Source organism: Thiohalospira halophila DSM 15071 (genome assembly GCF_900112605.1).
Taxonomy (GTDB): domain Bacteria; phylum Pseudomonadota; class Gammaproteobacteria; order Thiohalospirales; family Thiohalospiraceae; genus Thiohalospira; species Thiohalospira halophila.
This window is the reverse complement of sequence record NZ_FOMJ01000007.1, coordinates 127,420-140,198: the sequence shown is the minus strand read 5'-3', so window position 1 is coordinate 140,198 and position 12,779 is coordinate 127,420. Positions and strand designations below refer to the sequence as shown.

Sequence of the window (12,779 nt, the reverse complement as noted above, 5' to 3'; positions counted from 1 at the left end):
TCAGGCGGAGCCGGTGGCCACCGGCGTCGTCTCCGCATTCCCCCAGTCCGACCAGGCGCCCGGATAGCCCTTCACCTCCGGGTATCCCAGCCATTTCAGGACGAGCCACGGCAGGGCCGAGCGGTGGTGGGTCTGGCAGTAGGTGACCACGCACCGGTTCGGCGTGAAGCCGAGGAAGTCCAGCTTCTCCCGGATGGTCGCCTCGTCCTTCAGGCGCCGGTCGTGGGCATTGTCCATGAGCCAGGTCCACTCCAGGTTGATCGCCCCGGGGATGTGTCCGCCCCGTGCGGCCCGTACGTCCTCGCCACTGAATTCCGCCGGCGAGCGCGCGTCCCAGAGGGCGTAGTGGGGGTCCCGCAGGTGGCGCAGGATCTCGTCCCGGGTGGCCACGGTCTCCTCCCGCGCCGTGTAGTGCACGGGGTAGTGGCCCGCCTCGGGGGTCGCCAGCTCGGTGCTGGTGGGCAGACCGGCGGCGATCCAGGCATCGCGACCGCCATCCAGCAGCGCGGCGCGGGTGTGGCCGGCGGTGGCCAGGGTCCACAGCAGCCGGGAGGCGCGACCACCGCCCTCGTCGTCACAGGCGATGATGGTGGTCTCCGGGGTGACCCCGGCCGCCTCCAGGTGGCGGGAGAGCTCGGCCGCATCGGCCAGCAGCCCCTTGACCACGCCATCGCCGTGGACCAGGGCCTGGAAGGGGATCTGCACCGACCCGGGGATGTGCCCCCGGGCGAAGGTATCGGCATCGCCCAGGTCGATGACCCGGAGGTCCGATCCTTCCTCCAGCCGGCGGGACAGCTCCTCGGGAGAGATGATCCAGGGGTGGTCGCGATTCATCATGGGTCTCCTTGCATTGTTGCTGCGTCCGGCGATGCCGCTACCTTAGCGGCTTCCGGTGTTTCCCCGCTAGTGGTCGGTGGTCTGTCGTCCGACGGCGGTGTAGAGTGCCGGCGCGGCCTTCGAGAGGGTGAATCATGAGCGAGGAGCAGGAATCCGGGACCCGCGCGGTGCGCTTCTATACCGAGGAGGAGCTGGACGCCATCGAGGAGGAGGATCCCGATCGCGCCTTCGAGCTGGCCCGGGCTCAGGCGCTGGCGGAGCGCAGCCGCGCCACCGGCGGCTGGGGCCACGACGCCGAGGCCTATCCCCTGCCGGAGGAGGGGCCGGTGCGCGAGGCCGTCGACCAGGCACGGCTCATCCTGAACCGCGACGGCGGCGATCTGGAGCTGGTGGCAGTGGAGGAGCGGGTGGTCCGGGTGCGCCTCAAGGGGGCGTGCGTGGGCTGCCCCAGCGCGCCGCTGGACCTGCGCAACGTGGTGGAGCGGATGGTGGTGGAGGCGGTCCCCGGGGTGGCCCGGGTGGAGAACGTCTTCTGAACCCCGATTCGTCGATCCGGCCTAGCGCTTGACCACCCGCCGTTGATCGGCGATGTCGTCGGTCGCCGACGGCACGACCGCGCCCAGGCGACGATTGAGTCGCTCCCGGTCCACCGCCACCTCCACGACCCCGTTACCGCGATGGACCAGGCGGGAGATGGCCCCCTTGTCGGCCAGCTCGTCCACCACCGAACGCAGGCTCGCCCGCGGGATCCCGCTCTGCTCCGCCAGGGCCCGCAGATCCAGCTTGAACGACTGGCCCTCGCCGCCGGCCAGGAGGTGGTAGCCCACCACCCAGCGCGCGCGGTCGCGGTGGCTGTCGGCCAGGATCTCGTTGGTGCTGCTCACCTTGGTGGAGAGCGACCGCATGAGGCGGAAGGTGAGTTCCGGTAGCTGGGTCACCGCGTCCAGGAAGTCGTCATTGGCGAACTCCACGGCGGTAAGTTCCGTGGCGGCGCGCACGGTGCCGGTGCGGGTCAGGTCGTGGAAGAGCCCCATCTCGCCGAAGATGGCGCCGACCCCCAGGTTCGCCACCACCGAGGGCTGGCTGCCCTCCACGGCCTTGAGGACCTCGGCCTCGCCGTCCAGGAGGACGAAGACGGTGGTGGCCGGCTCGTTCTCGCCCACCACCTCGGCCCCGGCGGGGAAGCGGCGGGTGCGCCCGTGCCGGGTCAGGAAGCGGGTGACCTCGTCGCTGAGGCGGCTGGAGCGGGCGTTGGCCAGCGAGCTCTGGGTTTTGGCGACCATGGGTGCGGCCTTGTGGAAGTGGAACGCCCCCAGTGTGGGTGTCGGACTTGCCGCTTTCCATCGACGGCTTCACACTCTGATTCCATGAATCCGAAAGACTATTCCTCCCCGGGCCGGGAGGCCGAGCGCCCCAGCCGCAAGCTGGCGGACTTCCTCACCCGACATGGCAAGGTCCGGATCTACGATGCCGGCAAGGTCGTCTTCCACGAGGGCGATACCTCCCACTGGGTCTACATCATCCTCGCCGGGGAGGCCGAGGTCCTGCGCGCCGACGAGGGTGGGCAGGAGAACGTGATCGCCACCGTCGGACCGGGATCGATGTTCGGCGAGATGGGGTTGTTCCACGACCTGCGGCGGACCGGCACCATCCGGGCGCGGGAATCCCTGAAGGTGGTCGTCTTCTCCAACGACGACTTCATGGACGCGGTGACCAAGCTGCCGGAGCTGACCATCCGGGTGATCCGGTCGCTCTCCAACAAGGTGGTGGCCGCCAACGAGCTGGCCGCCGACCTGCGCTCCCAGCGCGACCGGTGGGCGGTGGCCTACGCCATCGTCCGCCAGTGGCCGGAGCAGGGGGAGCGGGTCGGCCCCGAGGTCGTCCTGGATCCGACTCGGATCAGCACCGATACCGGCGTCTCCCGGCCCGGGGTCAAGGCGGTGATCCGGGAGCTGGCCAGGCGGGGGGCGATCATCACGCCGAACCCCGACAGCAGCGGCGTGATCCGGTCGCGGGTGGACTACGCCCGGCTGGAGCAGTGGCTGGCCGACTCCCGCCCCGACGCCGGCAACCCGGACGAGTCGGACGCGGCCGGTACCCACGCCAACTGAGCCCCCGTCCGGGCCCGGGGCTTCAGCCCTTGCCCTCGCCGGCGAGGTAGAGCCAGGTCTCCACCACCGAGTCGGGGTTCAGGGAGACGCTCTCGATCCCCTCGTCCATGAGCCACTTGGCCAGGTCCGGGTAGTCCGAGGGGCCCTGGCCGCAGATCCCGATGTACTTGCCCTTCGCGCGGGCCGCCTGGATGGCGGTGTGCAGGAGCTGCTTCACCGCCGGGTTGCGCTCGTCGAAGGACTCCGCCACCAGGCCGGAGTCGCGGTCCAGCCCCAGGGTGAGCTGGGTGAGGTCGTTGGAGCCGATGGAGAAGCCGTCGAAGTGCTCCAGGAAGTCGTCGGCGAGCAGGGCGTTGGCCGGGATCTCGCACATCATGATGACCTTGAGCCCGTTCTCCCCGCGCTTGAGGCCGTTGTCGGCCAGTAGCCGCTCCACCGCCTGGCCCTCGGCCACCGTCCGCACGAAGGGGATCATCACCTCGACGTTGGTCAGTCCCATGGTCTCGCGGACCTTCTTCAGCGCCCGCACCTCCAGCTCGAAGCAGTCGCGGAAGGTCTCGCTGACGTAGCGCGAGGCCCCGCGGAAGCCGAGCATGGGATTCTCCTCGTCCGGCTCGTAGGCCTCGCCGCCCAGCAGGTTGGCGTACTCGTTGGACTTGAAGTCGGACATCCGGACGATGACCGGCTTGGGCCAGAAGGCGGCGGCGAGGGTGGCAATGCCCTCGGCCAGCTTGTCCACGTAGAAGCCCGGGCCGTCCTCGTAGCCGGCGGTGCGCTCGGCGATCTCCGCCTGCACCGCCGGGCTCTGGTCGGCGAGGTTCAGCAGCGCCTTGGGGTGGATCCCGATCATCCGGTTGATGATGAACTCCAGCCGCGCCAGGCCCACGCCGTGGTTGGGGAGGAACTGGAAGTCGAAGGCGCGGTCGGGGTTGCCGACGTTCATCATTACCTTGAAGGGCAGATCCGGCATCTTCTCCAGGCTCACCTCGGAGACCTCGAAGGCCAGTTCCCCGGCGTAGACGTAGCCGGTATCCCCCTCGGCGCAGGAGACGGTGACCGGGCTGCTGTCCGGCAGGGTGTCGGTGGCGCCGGTGGCCCCCACCACCGCCGGGATCCCCAGCTCCCGGGCGATGATGGCGGCGTGGCAGGTGCGGCCGCCGCGGTTGGTGACGATGGCCGAGGCCCGCTTCATCACCGGCTCCCAGTCGGGGTCGGTCATGTCGGTGACCAGGATGTCGCCGGGCTCGACCCGGTGCATCTCCTTGGGGGTGTCGATGACCCGCACCCGGCCGGCGCCGATGCCGCCGCCGATGGCGCGGCCGGTGATGAGCGCCTCGCCGGTCTCCTTCATGTGGTAGCGCTTGATGGACTGGCCGCTGTCCTGGCTCTTCACCGTCTCCGGGCGGGCCTGGAGGATGAAGAGCCGGCCGTCGCGGCCGTCCTTGCCCCACTCGATGTCCATGGGCCGGCCGTAGTGCTCCTCGATGGTCATCGCCTGGCGGGCGAGGCTGGCCACATCCTCGTCATCGATGCAGAAGCGCTGGCGGTCGGCCTCCGGCGTCTCCTCGGTGCGGGTGGCGTGGCCCTCGTCGTCATTGCCCTCGTCGCGATAGACCATGCGGATGGCCTTCTCCCCCAGGGAGCGCCGCACGATGGGGTAGTGGCCGGCGGCCAGGGTGGGCTTGTGGACGTAGAACTCGTCGGGATTCACCGAGCCCTGGACCACCGTCTCCCCCAGGCCCCAGGCGCCGGTGATGAAGACCACGTCGCGGAAGCCCGATTCGGTGTCCAGGGTGAACATGACGCCGCTGGCGCCGATGTCGCTGCGCACCATGCGCTGGACGCCGGCGGAGAGGGCCACCTGGCCGTGCTCGAAGCCCTTGTGGACGCGGTAGGAGATGGCGCGGTCGTTGTAGAGGGAGGCGAAGACCGCCTTGATGGCGGCGAGGAAGTCGGCCTCGCCGCGGACGTTGAGGTAGGTCTCCTGCTGGCCGGCGAAGGAGGCGTCGGGGAGGTCCTCGGCGGTGGCCGAGGAGCGCACGGCCAGCTCGATGTCGTGGTCGTGGCGCCCCATGAGCTCGGCGTAGGCGGTCTTCAGCGCCGACTCCAGTTCCGGGTGGAAGGGGGCCTCCATGATCCAGCCGCGGATGCGCTCACCGGTCTCCACCAGGGCGTGGGTGTCGTTGGTGTCCAGCCCGTCCAGCGCCTCGCGGATGCGCTCGGTGAGGCCGTTGGTATCCAGGAAGTCGCGGTAGGCAGTGGCCGTGGTGGCGAAGCCCTCGGGGACCTGGACGCCGGCGGCGCCGAGCTGGCTGATCATCTCGCCCAGGGAGGCGTTCTTGCCCCCCACCCGCTCCACGTCGCCCATCCCCAGGTCCTCGAAGCGGACTACATATTCCCGGTCGGTCACGGCTGCCTCCTTGGTGCTGCCCACGGTCGGGGCGATCGCCCCTGCTGACTGCTATAGTGGCCCCCGGATGGCGGGCGCTCAAGCCCGCGGGAGGAGTGCATGTTCTGCATCTTTCACGTCTCCGACGGCACCGGCATTACCGCCGAGACCCTGGGGCGGGCGCTGACCAGCCAGTATCCGGGGATCGAGGCGCGCCGGGTGACCCTGCCCTTCGTCCGGGATGCGGCCACGGCGCGGGCCACCGTGGCCCGGATCCAGCGGGAGGCGGCGGATAGCGGCTGCCATCCGGTGATCCTCGCCACCCTGCTCGACGAGGACATCCGGGCCGTCTTCCGCGAGGCGGGGCTGCCGCTGCTGGACTTCTTCGAGCACTTCGCCGGGCCGGCGCGGGAACTCTTCGGCGAGGGGGCCGCCGCCGAGGTGGGCCGCTCCCACGGGGTCTCCGATGCGGCCTCCTACGATCGCCGGATCCGGGCGGTGGACTACGCACTGGGCCACGACGACGGTGTCAGCACCCAGAGCTACGCCGACGCCGATGTCATCCTGGCCGGGGTCTCCCGGGCGGGGAAGACGCCCACCAGCCTCTACCTGGCCCTGCAGCACGGGCTGCGCGCCGCCAACTACCCCTTCACCGACGACGATCTGGAGAGCGACCGCCTGCCCGCGGTCCTTTGGGACAATCGCGACCGGGTCTTCGGCCTGACCATCGAGGCGCGCCGGCTGGCGGCCATCCGGGAGGAGCGCCGCCCGGGCAGCCGCTACGCCTCCGTGGGGCAGTGCCGCCAGGAGGTCCGCCAGGTGGAGTCGCTGTTCCGGCGCGAACGGATCCCCTGCGTCGACGTCACGCCCATGTCGGTGGAGGAGATCGCCGCCAGCATCCGCGCCCACCTCCAGCGCGGATAGGCGGACTCAGGTTAAGCGGGCTCAGGTGATGACGTCGGGTTCCGCGCGGCCGGTGTGGCTGCGGATCCCGGCCAGGGCCTCGGCGGCGGCGGTCAGCGGGGCCAGGAGCTCGGCGGTGGGTCGGTCCTGGCGCTCGGGGTTGCCCTCGAAGGCCTCCAGGTAGACCCGCAGGGTCGCCCCCTCGGTCCCGGTGCCGGAGAGGCGGAAGACCAGCCGCTCGCCCCCCTGGAAGAAGATCCGCAGCCCCTGGTGTTCCGCCCGGCTGCCGTCGATGGGATCGGTATAGGCGAAGTCGTCGGCGGCGGTGACCGTCAGGCCGTTGAAGGACTGGCCCGGGAGGTCGGCGAGACGGCCGCGCAGGCCCTCGACCATGCGACCGGCGGCCTCGGCATCCACCCCCTCGTAGTCGTAGCGGCTGTAGACGTTGCGGCCGAAGCGCTGCCAGTGGTCGCGCAGGAGGTCGCCCACGCCGCGCTGGCGCACCGCCAGGATGTTGAGCCAGAAGAGTACCGCCCAGAGGCCGTCCTTCTCCCGGACGTGGGCGGAGCCGGTGCCGAAGCTCTCCTCGCCGCAGAGGGTGACCCGGTCGGCATCCAGGAGGTTGCCGAAGAACTTCCAGCCGGTGGGGGTCTCGTAGCAGGGCACGCCCAGCGCCTCGGCCACCCGGTCGGCGGCGGCGCTGGTGGGCATGGAGCGGGCGATGCCGCGGATCCCGCCGGCGTAGCCCGGGGCGCAGGTGGCGTTGGCGGCGAGGAAGGCCAGGCTGTCCGAGGGGGTCACGAAGAAGTCCGGGCCCAGGATCATGTTGCGGTCGCCGTCGCCGTCCGAGGCGGCGCCCAGGTCCGGGGCGTCGGGCCCGTACATGAGCGCCACCAGTTCCGGGGCATGGACCAGGTTGGGGTCGGGGTGGCCGCCGCCGAAGTCGGGGAGCGGTTCGGCATTGATCACGCTGCCGGCCGGGGCGCCCAGCCGCTCCTCCAGGATCCGCCGGGCATAGGGGCCGGTGATGGCGTGCATGGCGTCGAAGCGCAGGCGGAAGCCGTCGGCGATCATGGCGGCGATGGCCTCCATGTCGAAGAGCTCCTCCATGAGGGCGGCGTAATCGGCCACCGGGTCGATGACCTCCACCGTCGTGCCCTGGATCTCCACGGCCCCCTCCCGGGAGAGGTCGATGTCGCCGGTGTCGGTGATCCGGTATTCGTCGAGGGTGCGGCTGCGCTGGTAGATGGCCTCGGTGACCGACTCCGGCGCCGGCCCGCCGTTGGCGGTGTTGAACTTGATGCCGAAGTCCCCCTCCGGCCCGCCGGGGTTGTGGCTGGCGGAGAGGACGATGCCGCCGTCGGCCCGGCGCTTGCGGATGATCGCGGATACCGCCGGCGTGGAGAGGAGGCCGTCGCGCCCCACCAGGACCCGGCCCACGCCGTGGGCGGCGGCCATGCGCAGGATGGTCTGGATGGCCGTCTCGTTGTAGTAGCGCCCGTCGCCGCCGAGGACCAGGGTGCCCCCGCGCAGGCCCTCGCCGACGTCGAGGATGGACTGAACGAAGTTCTCCAGATAATTCGGCTGCTGGAAGCGGGTAACGCGCTTGCGCAGGCCGGAGGTCCCCGGCTTCTGGTCGTCGAAGGGCTGGGTGGCGACGGTCTGGATGGCCATGGACGTTCCCTCGGCGTTGATGATGCTTCCATCCTAGCAGGCGGCTGCCTGTCGGGTCAGAGGGGTTGAACTCCCGAGAGGCCGCCCCCACATCGCCGACGTTCCGGGGCGGTCCGCCCGCCCCGCCGGAAATCGTCACGCCAACCACAAGACCGACACGGGGAGAACCATGGCCGGTGAACACCAGGAGACCCACAGCTTTCAGGCGGAGGTGAGCCAGCTCCTCCACCTGATGATCCACTCGCTCTACTCCAGCAAGGAGATCTTCCTGCGCGAGCTCATCTCCAACGGCGCCGACGCCGCCGACAAGCTCCGCTTCGAGGCGATCTCCGACGAGGCGCTCTGGGAGGGCGACGAGGAGCTGTGCGTGGAGGTGGACTACGACCCCGAGGCGCGCACCGTCAGCGTGGCCGACAACGGCATCGGCATGTCCCGGGACGACGTGGTGGAGAACATCGGCACCATCGCCCGTTCCGGGACCCGCGCCTTCGTCGACCAGCTCACCGGCGATCAGGCCCGGGACGCCGAGCTCATCGGCCAGTTCGGGGTCGGCTTCTATTCCGCCTTCATCGTCGCCGACCGGGTGACGGTGGAGAGCCGCCGCGCCGGCATGGGCGCCGAGCACGGCGTCCGCTGGGAGAGCGACGGCGAGGGCGAATACACCCTGGATAACATCACCCGCCTCGAGCGCGGCACCCGCATCACCCTCCACCTGCGCGAGGGCGAGGACGAGTTCCTGGAGGACATGCGGCTGCGCCACATCATCCGCACCTGGTCCGACCACATCGGCCTGCCCATCCGCATGCCGAAGCAGGGCGAGGAGGGGCCGGATCGCAACGAGTGGGAGACGGTGAACCAGGCCTCGGCGCTGTGGACCCGGCCGCGCAACGAGATCGGCGAGGAGGAGTACAAGGGCTTCTACAAGCACGTGGCCCACGACTTCGAGGATCCGCTCACCTGGATCCACGCCCGAGTGGAGGGCAAGCTCGAATATACCCTGCTGCTCTATCTGCCCCAGCGCGCGCCCTTCGACCTCTGGGACCGGGAGCAGCGCCACGGCCTCAAGCTCTACGTCCGCCGCGTTTTCATCCTGGAGGACAGCGAGCAGCTGCTGCCCCACTACCTGCGCTTCGTCCGCGGCGTGGTGGACTCCGCCGACCTGCCGCTCAACGTCTCCCGGGAGATCCTGCAGAGCAGCAAGGTCACCGAATCCATCCGCGCCGGGGCGGTGAAGCGCGTCCTGGACCGTCTGGAGTCCATGGCGAAGGACGAGCCGGAGAACTACGCCACCTTCTGGAGCCAGTTCGGCCCGGTGATGAAGGAGGGCCCCGGCGAGGACACCGCCAACAAGGAGCGCCTGGCCGGGCTCATGCGCTTCGCCTCCACCCACGGGGAGGGCGCCGAGCAGACCGTCTCCCTGGAGGACTACATCCAGCGCATGCCCGAGGGGCAGCAGTCCATCTACTACATCACCGCCGAGAGCCACGCCGCGGCCGCCGCCAGCCCCCACCTGGAGGTCTTCCGCAAGAAGGGCGTGGAGGTGCTGCTGCTCTCCGACCGGGTGGACGAGTGGCTCATGGCCCACCTCACCGAGTACAAGGAGATCCCCTTCGTCTCCGTTGCCAAGGGCGACATCGACCTCAGCGGCCTCGGCGACGACGACACCGACGAGGCCCAGGAGAAGGAAGAGGCCCAGCAGCGGCTGGGCGAGGTCGGCGAGCGCGTGGAAAAGGTCCTGGAGGGCCAGGTGAAGGGGGTGCGCGCCAGCCACCGCCTGACCACCTCGCCCGCCTGCCTGGTCGCCGACGAGAACGCGCTCTCCGCCAACCTGGAGCGGATGCTCAAGGCCGCCGGCCAGGAGGTCCCGCAGACCCCGCCGTGGCTCGAGCTCAATCCCGACCATCCGCTGGTGCAGCGGCTGGCGGACGAGCCCGAGGGCAAGCGCTTCGAGGACTGGACCCACGTCCTGTTCGACCAGGCGGTGCTGGCCGAGGGCGGGCAGCTGGAGGAGCCGGCCGGCTTCGTGGGCCGGCTCAACGCCCTGCTCATGGAGCTCCAGAGCGGGGGTAACCAGGCCGGTGACCGCCAGTAGCGGCAGTCCCGGGTCGGTAGGCCGTCAGGCCTGGCAGACCGACCCGGCCCTGCGGCCCCTCTTCCTCATGGGGCCCACCGCCTCCGGCAAGACCGGGCTGGCGGTGGAGCTGGTCCGGCGCGGGGTCGGCGCCATCATCAGCGTCGACTCCGCCCAGGTCTATCGCGGCCTGGATGTCGGCACCGCCAAGCCGGATGCCGCCACCCTGGCCGAGGCCCCCCATCGCCTGCTGGATATCCGCGACCCGGCGGAGGGTTACTCCGCCGCCGAGTTCCGGCGTGACGCCCTGGCGGCCATGGACGAGGTGGCGGCGGCGGGGCAGCGTCCCCTGCTGGTGGGCGGGACCATGCTCTACTTCCGGGCCCTGCTCCACGGCCTCGACCCCCTGCCACCGGGGGACCCCGAGGTGCGCCAGCGGCTGGAGGCCGAGGCCGCGGAGCAGGGCTGGGGAGCCCTCCACGCCCGCCTGGCGGCCGCCGACCCGGAATCGGGACGGCGCATCCACCCCAACGACCCCCAGCGCATCCAGCGCGCCCTGGAGATCCTGGAGACCACGGGCCGGCCGCCGTCGGCCTGGTATGCCGAGAACGCCGCCGAGCCGCTGCCGGTGACGCCGATAAAGATTGCAGTGGCACCCGGCGAACGTTCCGAGTTGCACCGGCGCATCGAGGCCCGGTTCCACGCCATGCTGGAGGCGGGCCTGGAGGAGGAGGTGGCGGCACTGCGTTCTCGCGGGAACCTGGGACCCGAACACCCGGTGCTCCGGATGGTGGGCTACCGCCAGGTCCTGGCCTATCTTGAAGGCGAGGTGGACCATTCGACCATGGTGGAGCAGGGCGTGGCGGCCACGCGGCAGCTGGCTCGGCGCCAGCTTACCTGGTTGCGCCGGGAGCCCGATGTCCACTGGCTGGACCCGGAGGCGGGTGATGCGGTGGAGCGGGCCTTGAAATGGATGGCCGCCGACGCCACCCCGTAGGAAGTACCGATTTGGCCGGCACGGAGTGTGCTAGTATCGGAGGGGCCACACGGAAAGTGGACCCGATGGAACCGCGACCTCGAGCTGTGGTCCATCCTCAGTACCCCGATTTCAACAACAACACGGAGCCTGTCAGAATGAGTAAGGGCCAAGCGCTGCAAGATCCTTTCCTCAACGCCCTGCGCAAGGAGCGGGTGCCGGTCTCCATCTACCTGGTCAACGGCATCAAGCTCCAGGGCCAGGTGGAGTCCTTCGACCAGTTCGTGGTGCTGCTGCGCAACACCGTGAGCCAGATGGTCTACAAGCACGCCATCTCCACCATCGTCCCCGCCCGGGCGGTGAAGCTCAACACCGGTGCACCGGGTGAGGAGGAGGCCGAGGTCGGGGAAGACAATGCCTGACCGCGCCCAGGGGGACGCCCTTGTTTGAGCGCCCGCGCGCCGGGGAGCGCGCCCTGCTCGTACAGGTCATCCTGGAGGGGGAGCCGGATACCAGCGAGGAATTTGCCGAGCTGGCCCGCTCCGCCGGGGCGGAGGCCGTTGCCGAGATCCATGCCCGCCGTCGCAAGCCCGATCCGCGCTACTTTGTCGGTTCGGGCAAGCTGGAAGAGATCCGCGAACTCGTGGTCGACCATGCCGTGGAGCTCGTGCTGGTGGATCACGCCCTCTCGCCGGCCCAGGAGCGCAACATCGAGCAGGCCCTTTCCTGCCGGGTCCTCGACCGCACCGGCCTCATCCTGGACATCTTCGCCCAGCGGGCCCGCTCCCACGAGGGCAAGCTCCAGGTGGAGCTGGCCCAGCTGCGACACCTGGCTACGCGCCTGGTGCGGGGCTGGACCCACCTGGAGCGGCAGAAGGGGGGTATCGGTCAACGCGGGCCCGGTGAGACCCAGCTGGAGACCGACCGCCGTCTGCTGGGCGACCGGATCAAGCAGCTGGAACGGCGGCTGGAGAAGGTGGACCGGCAGCGGGCGGAAGGCCGTCGGGGGCGCCAGCGGGCGGAACTGCCGGTGGTCTCCCTGGTGGGCTATACCAACGCCGGCAAGTCGACCCTGTTCAACGCCCTTACCGATGCCGGCGGCTTTACCGCCGATCAGCTCTTCGCCACCCTGGACGCCACCCTGCGCAAGCTGGATCTGCCCGAGGGGCCGGAGGCCGTGGTGGCGGATACCGTGGGCTTCATCCGCCAGCTCCCCCACGAGCTGGTGGCGGCCTTCCGCTCCACCCTCCAGGAGACGCGCCAGTCCACCCTGCTGCTCCACGTCATCGATGCCGCCGACCCGGAGCAGGACGAGCGCCGCGCCGACGTGGCCGAGGTCCTGGACGAGATCGGCGCGGACGAGGTGCCGCAGCTGGAGGTCATCAACAAGATCGACCTGGCCCCGGCGGAGGCTGACCGGCCCGCCATCGAGCGGGACGATGCCGGCCGGCCCGTGCGGGTCCGGGTGAGCGCGGCCACGGGCGCCGGTCTGGAGGCGCTGCGGGCAGCGCTTACCGAACGCCTGGCCGGCGACCGGGTCCATCGTGCCTTTACCCTGGGGCCGGAGCAGGGGCGTCTGCGCTCCCGCCTCTACGAGGTGGGCGTGGTGCGCAGTGAGCAGGTGGATGACGATGGCCGGTTCCAGCTCGACGTGGAGCTCCCGCGGCGGGAGCTGGAGCGCCTGGGTCGTCAGGAGGGGCTGGAGACCGGCGCCTGAATACCGATTCGATTACCGGTCTGGCCGCGTTCCGCCTTGCGGTGCGGGGCCAGGCTACCTAGAATCTGTCGGTTCGGATGAACCAGTCCGCACCGACACCG

Annotated in this window: 11 protein-coding genes; 7 read left to right on the top strand and 4 right to left on the bottom strand. The window is 70.3% G+C overall.

Going from position 1 to position 12,779, the window contains the following annotated elements; all coding sequences use genetic code 11:
* Complete coding sequence (locus BM272_RS10700; protein ID WP_093428787.1) at positions 1-837, bottom strand: sulfurtransferase; 837 nt, start codon at positions 835-837, stop codon at positions 1-3.
* 134 nt (positions 838-971) lie between these two features.
* Here BM272_RS10700 and BM272_RS10695 point away from each other — a divergent pair, with 134 nt between their 5' ends.
* The gene (locus tag BM272_RS10695; RefSeq protein WP_093428786.1) at positions 972-1,373 is read left to right on the top strand and encodes a NifU family protein; all 402 of its coding nucleotides are present in this window, start codon (positions 972-974) and stop codon (positions 1,371-1,373) included.
* Positions 1,374-1,394: 21 nt separating this feature from the next.
* Here BM272_RS10695 and BM272_RS10690 read toward each other — a convergent pair whose 3' ends face one another.
* A complete protein-coding gene (locus BM272_RS10690) occupies positions 1,395-2,120 on the bottom strand; it encodes a cyclic nucleotide-binding domain-containing protein (RefSeq protein WP_093428785.1) in 726 nt (241 codons plus the stop codon).
* 84 nt (positions 2,121-2,204) lie between these two features.
* Between BM272_RS10690 and BM272_RS10685 the strand changes: the two genes are divergently transcribed.
* Entirely contained in the window at positions 2,205-2,948 is a 744-nt protein-coding gene (locus BM272_RS10685) for a Crp/Fnr family transcriptional regulator (protein ID WP_093428784.1), read from the top strand.
* Positions 2,949-2,970: 22 nt separating this feature from the next.
* Here the strand turns inward: BM272_RS10685 and ppsA are convergent, their stop codons facing one another.
* On the bottom strand, positions 2,971-5,316 hold the full coding sequence (gene ppsA, locus BM272_RS10680) for a phosphoenolpyruvate synthase (protein ID WP_093428816.1): 2,346 nt from the start codon (positions 5,314-5,316) through the stop codon (positions 2,971-2,973).
* A gap of 141 nt (positions 5,317-5,457) precedes the next feature.
* Between ppsA and BM272_RS10675 the strand changes: the two genes are divergently transcribed.
* Positions 5,458-6,261 (top strand): pyruvate, water dikinase regulatory protein, encoded by an 804-nt coding sequence (locus BM272_RS10675; RefSeq protein WP_093428783.1) that lies wholly within the window; start codon positions 5,458-5,460, stop codon positions 6,259-6,261.
* 21 nt (positions 6,262-6,282) lie between these two features.
* Here BM272_RS10675 and BM272_RS10670 read toward each other — a convergent pair whose 3' ends face one another.
* A complete protein-coding gene (locus tag BM272_RS10670; protein WP_093428782.1) occupies positions 6,283-7,914 on the bottom strand; it encodes an alpha-D-glucose phosphate-specific phosphoglucomutase in 1,632 nt (543 codons plus the stop codon).
* A gap of 169 nt (positions 7,915-8,083) precedes the next feature.
* On the opposite strand from BM272_RS10670, the gene htpG reads away from it, so the two are divergent.
* From htpG to hflX, 4 genes are all read left to right on the top strand, one after another.
* Entirely contained in the window at positions 8,084-10,006 is a 1,923-nt protein-coding gene (htpG, locus tag BM272_RS10665) for a molecular chaperone HtpG (protein WP_093428781.1), read from the top strand.
* 67 nt (positions 10,007-10,073) lie between these two features.
* Positions 10,074-10,982 (top strand): tRNA (adenosine(37)-N6)-dimethylallyltransferase MiaA, encoded by a 909-nt coding sequence (gene miaA, locus BM272_RS10660; RefSeq protein WP_093428815.1) that lies wholly within the window; start codon positions 10,074-10,076, stop codon positions 10,980-10,982.
* Positions 10,983-11,119: 137 nt separating this feature from the next.
* Positions 11,120-11,383, top strand: coding sequence for an RNA chaperone Hfq (hfq, locus tag BM272_RS10655; RefSeq protein ID WP_093428780.1), 264 nt, complete (start codon positions 11,120-11,122; stop codon positions 11,381-11,383).
* 20 nt (positions 11,384-11,403) lie between these two features.
* Positions 11,404-12,678: a ribosome rescue GTPase HflX gene (hflX, locus tag BM272_RS10650; RefSeq protein ID WP_093428779.1), complete on the top strand. Its 1,275-nt coding sequence runs from the start codon at positions 11,404-11,406 to the stop codon at positions 12,676-12,678.
* Positions 12,679-12,779 lie beyond the last annotated feature (101 nt).